This is a genomic window from Bradyrhizobium sp. CCBAU 53340 (genome assembly GCF_015291645.1).
GTDB lineage: Bacteria > Pseudomonadota > Alphaproteobacteria > Rhizobiales > Xanthobacteraceae > Bradyrhizobium.
Window position 1 is genome coordinate 3,011,172 of sequence record NZ_CP030055.1, and the last position, 14,037, is coordinate 3,025,208.

General features: G+C 62.6%; 12 protein-coding genes and 1 pseudogene. 4 read left to right on the forward strand and 9 right to left on the reverse strand.

The window, feature by feature from the left end; genetic code table 11:
• Positions 1–5: 5 nt before the first annotated feature.
• The 6 genes from XH89_RS14205 to XH89_RS14230 are packed head-to-tail and all read right to left on the reverse strand — an operon-like array spanning position 6 to position 6,046.
• Positions 6–1,556 carry an ABC transporter substrate-binding protein gene (locus XH89_RS14205; RefSeq protein WP_194467643.1) on the reverse strand — a complete coding sequence of 517 codons (1,551 nt, stop codon included), beginning with the start codon at positions 1,554–1,556 and terminating at the stop codon, positions 6–8.
• Positions 1,534–2,694, reverse strand: a complete 1,161-nt coding sequence (locus XH89_RS14210; RefSeq protein ID WP_194467644.1) for an FAD-binding oxidoreductase — start codon at positions 2,692–2,694, stop codon at positions 1,534–1,536. The genes XH89_RS14205 and XH89_RS14210 overlap by 23 nt, the downstream gene beginning before the upstream one ends.
• Positions 2,691–4,085 (reverse strand): NAD(P)/FAD-dependent oxidoreductase, encoded by a 1,395-nt coding sequence (locus tag XH89_RS14215; protein ID WP_194467645.1) that lies wholly within the window; start codon positions 4,083–4,085, stop codon positions 2,691–2,693. The genes XH89_RS14210 and XH89_RS14215 overlap by 4 nt, the downstream gene beginning before the upstream one ends.
• Entirely contained in the window at positions 4,082–4,366 is a 285-nt protein-coding gene (locus XH89_RS14220; protein WP_194467646.1) for a (2Fe-2S)-binding protein, read from the reverse strand. The genes XH89_RS14215 and XH89_RS14220 overlap by 4 nt, the downstream gene beginning before the upstream one ends.
• The gene (locus XH89_RS14225; protein ID WP_194467647.1) at positions 4,363–5,058 is read right to left on the reverse strand and encodes an SDR family NAD(P)-dependent oxidoreductase; all 696 of its coding nucleotides are present in this window, start codon (positions 5,056–5,058) and stop codon (positions 4,363–4,365) included. Before XH89_RS14225 ends, XH89_RS14220 begins: the two co-directional genes overlap by 4 nt.
• Positions 5,051–6,046: an ABC transporter ATP-binding protein gene (locus XH89_RS14230; protein WP_194467648.1), complete on the reverse strand. Its 996-nt coding sequence runs from the start codon at positions 6,044–6,046 to the stop codon at positions 5,051–5,053. Before XH89_RS14230 ends, XH89_RS14225 begins: the two co-directional genes overlap by 8 nt.
• A 151-nt stretch (positions 6,047–6,197) precedes the next feature.
• Between XH89_RS14230 and XH89_RS14235 the strand changes: the two genes are divergently transcribed.
• Positions 6,198–7,019 (forward strand): IclR family transcriptional regulator, encoded by an 822-nt coding sequence (locus tag XH89_RS14235; RefSeq protein ID WP_194467649.1) that lies wholly within the window; start codon positions 6,198–6,200, stop codon positions 7,017–7,019.
• 657 nt (positions 7,020–7,676) lie between these two features.
• Here the strand turns inward: XH89_RS14235 and XH89_RS14240 are convergent.
• Positions 7,677–8,120, reverse strand: a complete 444-nt coding sequence (locus XH89_RS14240; protein WP_194467650.1) for a hypothetical protein — start codon at positions 8,118–8,120, stop codon at positions 7,677–7,679.
• Positions 8,121–8,424: 304 nt separating this feature from the next.
• Between XH89_RS14240 and XH89_RS14245 the strand changes: the two genes are divergently transcribed.
• Both XH89_RS14245 and XH89_RS14250 read left to right on the forward strand, forming a co-directional pair.
• Positions 8,425–8,877, forward strand: coding sequence for an Hsp20 family protein (locus XH89_RS14245; protein ID WP_194467651.1), 453 nt, complete (start codon positions 8,425–8,427; stop codon positions 8,875–8,877).
• A gap of 85 nt (positions 8,878–8,962) precedes the next feature.
• Positions 8,963–9,286, forward strand: coding sequence for a hypothetical protein (locus XH89_RS14250; protein WP_194467652.1), 324 nt, complete (start codon positions 8,963–8,965; stop codon positions 9,284–9,286).
• A gap of 187 nt (positions 9,287–9,473) precedes the next feature.
• On the opposite strand, the gene XH89_RS14255 is transcribed toward XH89_RS14250, so the two are convergent.
• Entirely contained in the window at positions 9,474–9,617 is a 144-nt protein-coding gene (locus XH89_RS14255) for a hypothetical protein (RefSeq protein ID WP_194467653.1), read from the reverse strand.
• 406 nt (positions 9,618–10,023) lie between these two features.
• On the opposite strand from XH89_RS14255, the gene XH89_RS14260 reads away from it, so the two are divergent.
• Positions 10,024–11,562 (forward strand): Do family serine endopeptidase, encoded by a 1,539-nt coding sequence (locus XH89_RS14260; protein WP_194468478.1) that lies wholly within the window; start codon positions 10,024–10,026, stop codon positions 11,560–11,562.
• Positions 11,563–13,221: 1,659 nt separating this feature from the next.
• Here the strand turns inward: XH89_RS14260 and XH89_RS41265 are convergent.
• Positions 13,222–13,323: pseudogene (locus XH89_RS41265) on the reverse strand (NYN domain-containing protein); the annotation flags it as partial.
• Positions 13,324–14,037: the final 714 nt, after the last annotated feature.

Here is a 14,037-nt window from a genome sequence, read left to right on the forward strand (position 1 = left end):
CTAACTCACTTGAAGTGCGTGGCTTCGGTCAAGAGCGGACCGAGCGACAGTGACGCCTTCAAGTCGTAGCCAAAGTCGAGGTCGGTGCGATGCGCCCAGATCTGCAGACCCTCGGCCAGCGGAACGGCGCAGACGGCTGCGATGATCTTTTTCTGGGCCTCGACCCAGAGGGCAACCTGCTTTTCGGTGTCGGGCTCGGTCTTGGCGGCGTCGATCTCCTTGTCCGCCACGTCGCAATGGCTGAAATTGGTGACCGCCGTTGGCTTGCCGACGATGCTCGCCGAGTGGAAGAACTGGGTCAAGTAGATGTCCGCTATCGGGAATCGCGCCGCCGCATAATAGACGATCGGGCTCAGATCCTTGCGGATCTGCTGGTGGAACGTGGCATGATCGACCACCTCGATATCGAGATTGATGCCTGCCTTCTTCAGCTGCGCCTGCACGACCTGCATGCTGCCCAGCATCTGCGGCAGCTGGGTGTGGATCACCTTGATCGTCACGCCGTCGGGATAGCCCGCCTCCTTGAGCAGAGCCTTCGCCTTGGCGATGTCGGTGCTGACGAGACCGACGTCCTTCGAAAATCCGAGATAGCCGGCCGGAATGACGCTCTGGCCCGGCCGCGCCGTGTCGGCCCCCTGCCACTTCACGAGTTCCGGCCGGTTGACGGCGTAGGCAATCGCCTGTCGCACGCGGATGTCGTCGAGCGGCTTCGCTGTGACGTTGAGATTGAGATTGGCGAGTTCGCCAGGTTCGAAGACGTCGACGGCCGAATTCGGTAACGCGCGGATGCGGTTTATCCAGGCCTGATCCTGCTTGCCGTAGATGAGATCAATTTCGCCGTTCTGGAAGGCAAGGTCCCGCGAGGAGTCTGAGGGAATGTAGCGATAGCTCACGTGCTGCAGTTGCGGCTTACCGCGGAAATAACCGTCGAAGGCTGCGAGTTCGAGCGACTGGTTCGGCGTGTCGGAAACGAAGGCGAAGGGCCCCGTGCCGACCGGATTGCGCGTGTAGTCCGCGCCATATTTCTCGACCGCCTTGCGGCTGACGATGTAGCCGCCGGAATAGTTTGTGAGCAGCCCCAGCAGGCTCGGCACCTGCCGCGCCAGCACGATGTGGACCGTGTAGGGATCGGTCGCCTCGATGGTCTTGAAAGCGGCGAAGTCGGCGGAGAAGGCCGAGGTCTTGGCATCGCTGGCTCGCTTGAGGCTGAAGACGACGTCATCGGCCGTCAACTCGCCGAATTCGCCGTGAAACTTGACGCCGTGACGCAGATGGAACGTCCAGTCGAGCTTGTCGGCGCTTGCTTCCCATTTCTCGGCGAGATCCGGCTCGATCTGTGTGGGATCCATCGTCCCCGGCTTGAAGCGCGCGAGGCCACTATACATCCAGGCAACCACGGTGCGGTCGATTGTGCTGACCGCGCGGTGAGGATCGAGCTGGCCGACGTCTTGTGCAGCCATGCCGATTTTCAGATCGGTCTTCGGTGCCGCCGAAGTAGGCACCGAAACGATTGTGGCGGCCGCGAGCGCTGCACTAAGCGTGATGCGAAGCTTCATGTTTCTGTCCCTGCTGGTTGAGTGATCCGTCCTGCGCGAAACGATCGATCCGGAACGGCTCGAGCGGAACATCGGTGTGTCCGTCAAGAACGAGCTCGCTCATGATGGCCCCGATGGCCGGGCCGAGCTGGAAACCGTGGCCGGAGAATCCGAATGCATGAAACAGGCCAGGCGTGGTGCGGCTCGGCCCGATCACCGGAATATCGTCCGGTGTTTCGCCGTCGATGCCGGTCCAGCTGCGGATCACCTGCACGCCCGCAAGCTGTGGCACGAGCTGCAGCGCCTTTGCCATGACCGCATAGCTTGGTTCGGGCAGCGGCCGTGAACGCGGAACGTCCGGATCGGATTCCCCGCGCCCGCCGCCGAAGATCACGTTGCCGCGGCGAATCTGGCGCAGGTAGACGTCGCCGCCGACGACACCCAGATTGGGCGTGATGAAGTAGGGCAGGGGCTCGGTCACGAGCATGTTGGGGTTGAGCGGCGAAATCGGAACCGCTTCGCCGAACGTGCTCGCGACCGCGCCGCCCCAATAGCCGGCCGTGTTCACGAGATATCGGGCGCGAAATTCATGCTCGCCTGACGTCACAATGAACTGGGTGCCATCGTGGGCCAGAGTGCTGACTGGCCTGAATTCGCGGATGTCAGCGCCCTTGTCGCGCGCGGCTCGCGCGAGAGCTGGACTCAACAGGCGCGGGTTGGCAGCGCCGTCGTCAGGCGCGAGCGAGCCGGCCACGACATCCGGGCCGAGCCACGGATATTGTTGATGGATGGCGTTGCCTCCGATCATGATCAGCGGAAGTCCATTGGCCTTGGCGACGTCGAGATAGGCGACGAGGTTGGCTTCCTCGGCTTCGCTGCGTGCGAGCTTGAGGTGACCGGTCACCTCGAATTCGCAGTTGGTGCCGATGAGCTGTGGCAGTCTCGTCCAGATCTCCCGGGAGCGGCGGGCGAGCGGCAGTTCGGCCGGATGCCGCCCCTGCTGGCGCACGCCGCCGTAATTGACGCCGCTTGCCTGTCCGCCGATCTGGCCGCGTTCGAGCAGAATGCATCGCACGCCGCGGCTTGCCAGATGTAGGGCCGTGGAGCAGCCCGCGCCGCCGCCACCGACGATCAGCACATCGGTCGCCGTCACGCTCATGCGGCCTCCGCGGGAAGGATGGGGATCGGCTTGACGGGCGGCTGTCCGCGCAGGCGACCGACTTGCTCCACCGGGCAGGAGAGTGCGGCCGCCAGCACCTCGGCCGCGGCCGCGCCGCAGACACGACCTTGGCAACGGCCCATGCCAACGCGGGTCAGGGCTTTCGCCCGATTGACTTCTGGTGGCGGCAGCGTTGCCAGCGCTTCGCTCGCGGCCGCGCGCAGTTCGCCCGCCGTGATCGTCTCGCACCGGCACAGGATCGTTTCGTCGGCGATGCTGGCTGCGAGGTTTGCCGGAAATGGAAATGCACGCTCCAGTGCGGCGCGGAAGGTGGCGCCGGCCGCCAGAACCGCATCGAGGCGCGCGACGTCACGCGCATCGAGGCGCGCGACGTCACGCGCATCGACCGCCGAGCCGCGGGCTGCCAGCACAGCCCTGGCGGCACGTGCGCCCGCCGCCTCGGCGAGATCAGCGCCCCGGATGCCACCGCCGTCGCCGGCGAGGAACACGCCTTCGACGGATGTTCGCCCGGCGAGATCCTTGCGCGGCACCCAATTATGCTGCACGGGATCGAACTCGAAGGGGACGCCGGCAAGATCGGCGAGCTGCGCCTCCGGCTTCAGCCCGAAGCCGAGTGCGACGGCATCGACTGCCGCCTCGTGTCTGTCGCCGCGCGCGTCCCGCCAGCTCAGTGTCTCGACCTGGCCGTTGCCCGCGATCGCGAGTGGGGTCGCGCCCTCGACGATGGGGATGCCGTGTGCGCGCAGCCAGGCGATGTAGTAGAGGCCTTTCGCGAAAATTACTCCACCACGCATCAGCCCGAACGCCTGTCTCGCCTTGTTGCTAAACGGTGTCGTGTCAAGCACGGCCGCAATCCGCGCACCAGCGCGGGCATATTGATAGGCGACGAGGTAGAGCAGCGGACCGGTCCCGACAAACGCGACCTGCGCACCGATGGAGCAGCCTTGTGCCTTCAAGGCAATCTGCGATCCACCCAGCGTGAAGACGCCCGGCAACGTCCAGCCCGGCAGCGGGATCACCCGGTCCATCGCGCCAGTGCAAAGGATTGTGTGTGCGAAAGGCACCGCGCTCGCCTTTCCGTCACAGATCGTGTCGATCACGCCGGGGCGCAAATTCCATGCGAGCGTTCGTGGGCGAAAGTCGATCGCGGGACGCAACCGGTCGAAAGTGTCGTGCACGGCCTGCGCCTTTATGGCCTCAAAGCCGTAGAGGGTGCGCGCGCTGCGATGGAATCCTGCGGGCTGACGTTGATAGATGCGCCCGCCGTTGTCGGGCGCTTCGTCGATCACGATTGGGCGCAGGCCTGCGCCGACGAGAACCTCGGCCGCGCGCGTCCCGGCCGGACCGGCGCCGACAATGACAACGCTCATGGCTGCCCCATCCTGCGCGACACGCGCATGCCCTCGGTTATCGGGGTGGTGCAGGCGCGCACGCGGCCGCTCCCCTCGACGTTCACCCAGCAATCTTGGCACGCCCCCATCAGGCAGAAGCCGGCACGGAGACCATCCCCGAATTCGCTCTCGCGCAGGTGATCGTCGCTCGCGAGAACGGCCGTGAGCAAGGTGTCGCCCTCGAGCGCGGTCACGGCAGCGCCGTCGAGCATGAATGACACGGCGGATCGATCCGTCTCCGCCAGCCGTTGCAGTCTCATAACATGTCCTCCAGCCGGCAATTGACCAGCAGTTCGGCGATGGTCGCCGTGTTGGGCAGTCGCAGGACCGTCGCGATCAGCTCGGCGATGTCGCGCGGATCACTCATTTTCTCGCGCGGCCATTTGGTGACATGGGCGGTCATATCCGTGGCAACAAAGCTTGGGCAGATCGCAGTCGCGCGAATACCGTGCTCCCAGCCGTACTGTCGTACGGCATGGGTGAGAGCGAGCAGCGCAAACTTGCTCATCGCATAACCGACGTTGGGATTGCGGACGCGCTTGCCGGACATCGAAGCGACGTTGATCACGCGCCCTTCGCCGGTCTTGGCGAGATGCGGCAGCGCGAGGCGAATGAGCCGCATCGGGGCCTTGACGTTGATCAGCATCATGGCGTCGAGCGCCGTCTCGTCAGGATCGGTCAGATTGGCTTCCGGATTGATTCCGGCAGCATTGATGAGGCTGTCGAGCCGGCCGAAGCGCTCGATTGTCGTTGCAACCCATGCTTCCGCCGAGGGCAGCGACTCGGCATCGTAACGATGCAGCATCAGCCGATCGGACCCGACCATCCCACGGGAATCGCGTACCCCGGCTGAGACGCGATAGCCGCCATCGATCAGGCGCTCCACCACCGCGCGGCCGATCCCGCGCGACGCACCCGAAACCATGACGACGCGACCATCCACCTCAAGCACGGGCAAGCTCCTTGTCAAAAGCGTTCGTTGCGACGTGACACCGCGCGAGATGCCGTGGGGCAGCAGCCGCCAGAACCTGCGGCACCTCACATCCTTCGCGGCGCAACGGGCAGCGCGGCGCGAAGCGACACCCTTTCGGCATGTCGTTCAAGGGTGGCACGCGCCCTGGAATGGCGGCGAGCGCCTGCTCGGCGCGGTCCATGCGCGGGATGGCCGAGAAGAGCGCGTGCGTGTACGGATGGGCGGGCGCTGCGAAAATCTCGTGCACAGGCGCTTCTTCGACGATCTGGCCCGCATACATGACCGCGACGCGATCGGCGATCTGGGCAACGACGCCGAGATTGTGCGTGATAAACAGCATCGCCATGCCATGCCGCGCCTTCAGGTCGGCAAGCAGCCCGAGCACCTGCGCCTGAATGGTGACGTCGAGGGCGGTCGTCGGTTCATCGGCGAGCAGCAGCGTCGGCTCGCAAGCGAGCGCCATCGCGATCATCACGCGCTGACGCATGCCGCCTGAGAATTGATGCGGATAATCGTGGAAGCGCTGCTTTGCAGACGGAATCTTCACTTCCTCGAGCACAGCGAGTGCCTTCGCCTGCGCGTCCTCCTGCGACAGACCGCGATGGACGCGCAGCGCCTCGCCGACCTGCGCGCCGATGCTCATCACCGGATTGAGGCTCGTCATCGGTTCCTGGAAGATCATCGTCATGCGGTCGCCGCGCAGAGCTTCGAACCCTGTCTCATCGAGCGTTCGCAGGTCCGTTCCGTCGAGCAGGATGCGCCCTGCCGACACGCGACCCTGCGGCTGCGGCACGAGACCCATGATGGAGAGGGCGGTGACCGACTTTCCGCAGCCGGACTCGCCGACGAGGGCCAGCGTCTCATTGCGGTCGAGCGTGAAGGAGACGCCATCCACGGCCGGATACCATTCCGCACCAATGCGAAATTCGGCTCGAAGATCTTCAACACGCAAGACCGGTTCGTGCATGGGGCGGGACTGCCAGAGCGAGGACGTCACCCGCTATTCAGGTCTTTGAATGTCTGTCGTGTCAATGCCATATTCCGACATGTGCAAAGAGGTGGCCCTACCTTTCCATTATATGTAATGTTACCGCCCGTTAGCACAGAATATTTTTCATATGTCGAATGATGCCTTAGGAAACGGACCTTCCGGAAGCCTACCGCGCGCAGTTGCACTGCTGCGTGCACTGGCCGCGAGTGGCGGCGAGGGGGCGAGGCTGACGCATGCCGCCCAAACGGCTGGATTGACCCCTGCCTCAGCGCATCGGCTGCTACGCATGCTGATCGATGAAGGCATGGTGGAGCAGGATGCGCGCAGCAAGTACTACCGGCTGAGTGTCGAGTTCTTTTCGCTTGCGGCCCGAGCGGGGAATCCGAGCAATCTGCGCGACATTTGTCGACCTGTGCTGTTGCGGTTGTCCGCTGCGTTGGGCGACACTGTGTTCCTGCTGGTGCGCAGTGGGTATGAGGCGGTCTGTCTCGACCGCTGCGAAGGGCCGCTGCCGATCCGATCCTTCACCAACGACGTCGGCGGCAAGGTGATACTTGGCGTTGGCCAAGGCAGCATGGCAATCCTCGCTCACTTGCCTGAAGCGGAACGCGAGGAGGTGATCCGCTTCAACCTGCCGCGACTCCTCCATTTCGGCCTGTTCGATGAAGTGTTCTTCCGCAATGAGATCGAGCGAGTTCGGGAAAGCGGCTTTGCTGCGCGCGGGTCGGGGCTTCTGCCGGACATGGCTGGGGTTGCGGTACCGATTCTCGATCGCGAGCGCCGACCGCTCGCCGCAATCAGCATCGGCACCACAGTCGCGCGGCTCAATGCTGAGCGTTTGCCGACTGTGGTCCGGGTGCTTCGGCGCGAGGCCGATGCGCTTGCGCCGAAGATCAACCCGTTTGATCCAGCCTTGCGCATGCCGGGGCAGCAGGCCGGCTCGTATTGATATCTCCCATGCACGGTAAGGTACGTGAGTTCGTGCGGACCATCGCAATGAAGCCGCCAAAACACCGTTGCTAGACTAGGGCCGCCGACCGTGCGGGGCGAGGACGGAAAAGCAATTTCAAAAAGGATTGACAGGCCCCCCTTCCGCCATCTGCGTACATACGCGCGATCGTTAGGTACTGCAGGCCGCCTGTCCCGGCGGGAGTTCTCGTGTGACGCAAAACGGACCACTCTTCATTTGCTTCGATCTCACTGGTGCCAGTTAGCTCAAACTTCCCCATGATGGATTGGGCTTGCTGATCCAAGCTCGCCTTGGGCCGTGTTTGATAAAGTAAGCTCATAGAGGATCGAAATGGGACGCGGGAGGAGGGCTCTCTCGCGTGTTGCGCGATCTGATGCTTGGAACCGCAGATCTCGTTTCGACGGGATGTCGACTGACTTGTCGGAACCGGCATTGTCGTTCGCCTTGAATCGAGGCCGCCCCCAGAAGTGCGCCGGCAAGACCCGAAGGGCGAAAACGTGGTCGATCTGATGGTCGCGCTGCGCAAGAGCGTCGGCGGCGCTGCGGCCCAGGCGGCTAGAAGAAGCCTGCCCAGAAGAAAGCGTCAGCCGGCCGGCCGCGAAGGAGCCCGCGGCGGGGGGCGCGTCAGAAGCCGGCCTAGGAACCTGGACGCGCGCGGCCGGTTTCTGTGGCGCCAGCTTTGGAGGTTCCGATGACGGAAGCCTCCGGATTGACGGATGAACAGGGCGGCCTTGAGCGGGTTTCGGCGGAGCGGTCGAACGTGAAGACTGGGTTCGCGGACGGCAGGGCGAACCCGGACAACTTCACAGGATGCAGCGATGCGCTGGGTCGAACGTCTGCGCAACGTGACGGTGAAAGCCCCGCTGCAGTCGCTTTTTGCCGCGCTTCTGCTCGGCATTTGGTTTGCGCGTCGCCGGTAAAGCGCTGCCGATGATCACGCGACCGCAGCAGCTGGGCGAGCACTTCGAACAGGGCTCCCGAGATACCATTGATCTTGCGAAAGGGGCTGGCGTCGAGGCCGCCGATCCTATGGGCGTGAAACAGTCTGATGAACAGGAACAGTCCGGCAAATCCTCGCATTCCAGGCCATCCCGCCTGGAAGAGGCGCGACGGGCCACGCAGGAGTACGTCGAGGACCTCCGGGAGATCCTCAGGAAGCTTCGCGCGCGTCTCTTAAATTAGGTCTGGACCAAGGATTAACCATTCTATGTCACGGTCGAAAAATTCCTTCTTCACCCCTTGAAACTTTTTTTTCGCTCCTAAATTTTTTCGTCGTCGCCGCGTGGCGGCCGGGACGCCTTCGGGGTCCCGCGAAGTAGAGACGGGCGCCCGGACGGTGTCCGGAGCCTGCTCGTACCCATCTTGCTCTTAGGAGGACTTGGATATGAGGTATGATTGGACTCCCCTCTGGAGGTCGACCATCGGATTCGACCGCCTTTTCGACGCTCTCGACGAAGTGCAGCGGACCGCCGAAGAGACCTATCCCCCCTACAACATCGAACGTCTCGATGAGAACCGCTTCCAGATCACGGTGGCGCTCGCCGGCTTCACGCCGGAGGAAGTCTCGCTGACGAGCGAGCAGAACGTTCTGACGCTCGAGGGCCGCAAGAACGACAAGGAAGGCAAGATCTTCCTGCACCGAGGCATCTCGACCCGCAACTTCAAGCGCCAGTTCACGCTGGCCGACTACGTCGAGGTCAGGGGCGCCCGCTTCGAGAACGGCCTGCTACTCATCGACCTGCAGCGAGAAATCCCCGAAGCGATGAAGCCGCGCCGCATCGCCATCAACGATGCCACGCCCGGCAAGGCGACCCAAATCGAATCCAAGGCCGCCTAATCCGAGCGGGCGGTAGCTTGATTCACAAGCCGCGCGGAACGTCCCGCGCGGCACCTGCTCATTCGTCCAAGAAATGGAGAGAGCCATGCGGCCGACGACCGCAATCAACGGCAACGTAATCGATCTCAACGCAATCCTTCATCCCGGCACGGTCTTCGGGCATCCGCGGGAGGTGGTGTCCGACCCCCACCTGAGCCTCTCCGAGAAGCGCGCCATTCTGGCCTCATGGGCCTCGGACGCTTCTGCGATCGCATCGTGCCCGTCGCTGCGGGCGCCCGAAGGGCTGAAAGCGCCGGTGACCATCGACGAGATACTGGAGGCACTTTGCTCATTGGACGAGGGACCCCGGAATCCGCCGGGCGGGAAGCCTATGCGCCTGCGGTCGGTCGAACGCCGTGCTGCGGCGTAGGGGGCGCACATGCCGACGAAAGTGCAAGACTTCTCTGAAACATTTGAACGCGATCTCGCGCGCAAGCTGCTGCGGCAGGTTGCCGACGTTCGCCGGCGCGGATACGCACCGCCGACGGCGTTCAGGTCGAGTGGCGGTACCGGCGGCAGCCGGGCTCGAGCGGTCTGCGCAGCGTAACGGGCAGCTCTTACGGCTCCTGACCGTCTTCATTGGAGGCGCGCCATGAGGCTCTAACTTCTTTGACGCGACCGATCGAGACGGTCGGCTCATCCGCGACGACGTCGCGCAGCGTGGCAAAGAGGCGCCCCATCAGATACGCAGCATTGAGCATTCGCTGTCGTTTCTGAGGCAGCTGGCGCATAGTCGTCCGCGAGGCGACTGGATCGTGTTCGAGCTCGATCTGATCTCTTACGTTCGCTCGCACGGAGCTCATACGATCGGCGGCGATCGGAAGGAGCCGGAGCGAGCCGCTCCGTTGACCGAAAGCCCGCGTTCGCCGAGCAGGCTTGCCGCGCGTTCGAGCTAGTGGTGGGGGTTCCGTCGAAAGTCTAACTCTGCTCGCGGCATCAAGATCAGCGTCAGCCCCGCTGAGTTGCAATCCATCCGACCGCGCCAAGCAGTCGCTTTCCAACGTTCTTGCACATGTCGAACATTTAATCCCGTCGGTACGACACTTTCGCGCAGCGCCGTTCGTTTTAACTCCAGACAAAGGGCAGGTTAGCCACTGGAGGATTTCAATGAACGAACTTGGCAACGCGGGGCAGCCCCGCAAACGGAAGCTATTGGCGACACGGAGTCTGGCGCTCCTTGGGTCGGTCGCCATCATCGGCGGCGCCATGTGGCTCGCTTATCCGCTGGAATATGGCAATCCCGGCAGCCTGTGGTCGTCCCCGGCCCACGCCGCCGAAGTCAACCAAGGACTCGCAGGCTTCCAAGGACCCCCAAGCTTCGCTGACTTGGTAGCCAAGGTGAAGCCCGCCGTCATTGCTGTTCGAGTCACGATCGATGAAAGCGCGGATGCCGCAGACACCACACAAGATCAAACGACCATTCCACCTCAATTTCAGGGCACGCCCTTCGAGCAGTTCTTCCGTCAGTTCGGCGGACTGCCGCCAGGGGTCCAGCAGCACCAGATGATCACGGGCCTCGGCTCCGGCTTCTTCATCTCGCCGGACGGCTACGCCGTGACCAACAACCACGTGGTCGACCACGCCAAGACGGTTCAGGTGACGACCGAGGACGGCAGCAAATACACGGCGAAGGTGATCGGCACCGATCCCAAAACGGACCTCGCGCTGATCAAAGTCCAGGGCAAGTCAGATTTCGCCTATGTCAATTTCGAGAACGGCGCGCCGCGGGTCGGCGATTGGGTGGTCGCCGTCGGTAATCCTTACGGGCTCGGCGGCACGGTGACCGCCGGTATCATCTCGGCAAACGGACGCGACATCGGCTCCGGCGCCTACGACTACCTGCAGATCGATGCGCCCATCAACAAGGGCAACTCGGGCGGTCCGACCTTCGACATGAAGGGCAACGTGATCGGCATCAACACGGCTATCTACTCCCCGTCAGGGGGCTCCGTAGGCATCGGCTTCGATATCCCCGCCCAGACTGCTAAGTCCGTGATCGCCCAGCTCAAGGACAACGGCAAGGTCACGCGTGGCTGGCTTGGCGTGCAGATCCAGCCAGTGACGTCAGGTATCGCCGATAGCCTTGGTCTCAAGAACAACCATGGAGCTCTGGTCGACGAGGCCCAGGCCGATAGCCCGGCGGCAAAAGCCGGCGTCCAATCGGGCGACGTAATCACGGCCGTGAACGGGCAACCCATCAAGGACTCGCGCGAATTGGCCCGCGGTATCGCAGGACTCGCCCCGGGCAGCTCGGTCAAGCTCGATCTGATGCGCAAGGGCGAGAGCAAAACTCTCACGGTCGCGCTCGGCACCGCGCCCAATACACAGCAGGCGAACGCTGCGGAGCCGCAGCGTAAGCAGGCTCGGGCTGTGCCGCATCTCGGTCTTGCGGTCGCACCGGCGGATGAAGTGGCCGGCTCTGGAGACAAAGGGGTCGTCGTAACAGCGATCGATCCCGGGGGAGCCGCGGCAGAGCACGGCCTCCAGACCGGCGACGTCATCCTCGATGTGGCCGGCAACGCAGTCAGCAGCTCGGGTGACGTGCGCAAGGCGCTCTCGGAAGCCAAAGCCGAGGGCAAACGTGACGTGCTGATGAGAGTAAAATCCGCTCAGGCGATGCGGTTCGTCGCCGTGCCCATCGGCTGATCCGCTCCGCGTTCCTCTCGCGGTCTATGTCCCGTCCAGCGAGAGGCGACAAGACTCGAAGGGCCGTTCTCCAGAGGCCCTTCGAGTCGGGAAACTGCAACCACGGATCCCAAAAGTGGCACATCGATGTCCAGGATCGTCGTTTTCTCCGGCAGTTCGATCGTCGCTGCCCATTGCGCTCGCTCACTTCGCCCCTAATGAACTGGTGCGACTACAAGCTATCCGCGCTTCCTTCCTGTCGGCACTGATGTTTGCGGGAATGCTGGTTCTTCCGAGTTGCTCGCGCGGTCTCGAAGGACTCCGAATGTCCGCTGTTTGGGATTAGAGGACAAGCTGGGCAAGGTCGGGGATGTCTGATCATGACCCCAAAGCGGACTTGCATTGCTGTTCTACCTGGCCGTCTTTTCGACCTTTCATTTTTGCAATTGATCGAGCGCCTTCAAGGCAAGGCGAGCATGATCAGCAGCCTTCTCATTTCCCAATTTTGCAATGTGTTCGAGCGCCCGGACCTAATGTTGAATAGCTGCGGCCCGATCTTCTGCTGTGACATCGATCAACGAGCCTCACGGCTCGCACATGAGCGAGTGGCTGAGAACGCCCGGGCTACAGCCGCCCGACTAAAGCCTCAAGGCCAAGTTGCGCCGCGCGCGACAATATAGTTCCCGGCGTTAACCTAAGTTGTCGTATTGGCCCGTTGCCTGCGGCAGTGTGCAGGCATCACCACACGGCCCGTGGCACTTATCGGTGATGAGAGCGGAGCGCTCCCGCCCAACTGGCGCCATGACCAGGCATCGGCGTCGTTTCAAACAAACCAAATCGCTAGAAGCACGCCTTGCTATGGCGGCTTACCGCCTGCGCGCAAAGGCCAAGAAAGCTCCTTCAAGCATCGAACGAGAAGCCCTTCTACTTAGAACGCACCAATTCGAAGAAGGCCAACACATTGCGAGCGATATCCATGCCATTCTAAACGGCACCAAGCCCGGCGATATCCCGTTTATCAGCCCACGAAATTTGAATTGTATATCAATCTGAAGGCCGCAAAGGCACTTTCACTGACCGTGCCCGCGACGATGGCGACGATCGAATCTGCTCCTTCGACATTGTTAGAAGCTCGCATCCGATCGCTTCATGTCCAGCACCGCGGCATTGGAGCAACAGTCTCACAGCACTTTGCACCAGCGCACGATTGTTAATTTGCATCGTCTGCACGATTCAGGCCTGCTCTCTCTGCAAGCCAAACAGAATATAGGGGAAGGCGAGGATGATCATACGGGCGGGGGTCACTGTTGCGTTGTTGCTGATTCCCTTAGGGTCCGAAGCCTTCGCTTCGCGACACCACAGACCCACGTGGCGCATCTCTTGCAGCGAGGTCAGATACTACGTCGCGAAATATTCGGCGTCAGTGGCTGAGATGTACGCACGTAATAACGGCGCTACCGACGCTCAGATCGAACGAGCACGACGTTGCTTGGCCTCAAACGAGACTGCGGAAACGGAGCGACGAGGCGCTTATACAGATTAAGATCGGTACATCGGCTCCTGGTGAACTGGGAAAATGGCTCTCAGCGCTCCTCGAACACCTACCGTGCCCGCACCTGCTTGGACGTTACCGCGCCGCCCTCTCGAGAGGCGTGGTGCTCGTCCATGCCAGCGATGTTAGCTTTGAGATTCGTCGAGGTCGGTGAAGACGTCGGCTTGGCGGCGGAGCTCGTTGGTTCGCACACCGCGGCGCTGAACTGCCTCGACCATCGAGCAGAATTCGCGGCAGTTGTGAACGGCACGGCTTCGTCGATGCGCCCGGGCATCGCAAGGGTTCACGCTCAGGGCGTCGAGATCAATCCGCGCGCTGTTGCAACTATCCAGCGGTTGCCCCAACGCACGATAGAGTCGATCCGCCCGATGCCGGCGACCACGTCTCCCCGTGCTGCCATTCGAACTCCAGCTGGCCCTTCGAGCACCGCCGTTCCGCCGCGAACGTCAAGCACAGCCCAGCCCTCGATAGTCGCCGGCCTTGTGTCGGGGACTGGCAGGAGCGGTCCCGCAGACGCAAGCGATCCCGTCACAGACATGTCCGCGTCAATAACCGAAGAGGCGTTCGAAGCTTCCGCCGATTGCGCCGCACCCGACGCTTTGGCCAGAGTCTTCGGAGCAAGACTCGCGCTGACCGTCGAAGGCTGCCCTAAAGCAGGTGGCGTCCGCCAACCTGATGCTGATGCTATCTTTCGGGCGCTTTCGACCTTAGCACCGCGCTTTGCGTCCGGCATGCGGCGCGAAGCCGTTTCTACCTCCGGAATCGAGTTGAAAGCCGAGATGGTTGCAGGACCGTACCAAGCCCCAGCCCACCCCAACCCGAAGCCGCTAGCCAAGGCGATTAAAACGAGCCGAAAAATAGGTTTTGAGCGATCGCTTTGGCGAAGCAGCGCCAGGACCTCATCTCGATCGGACGTCGAGAAATTCCATCGATCGAGATTGACG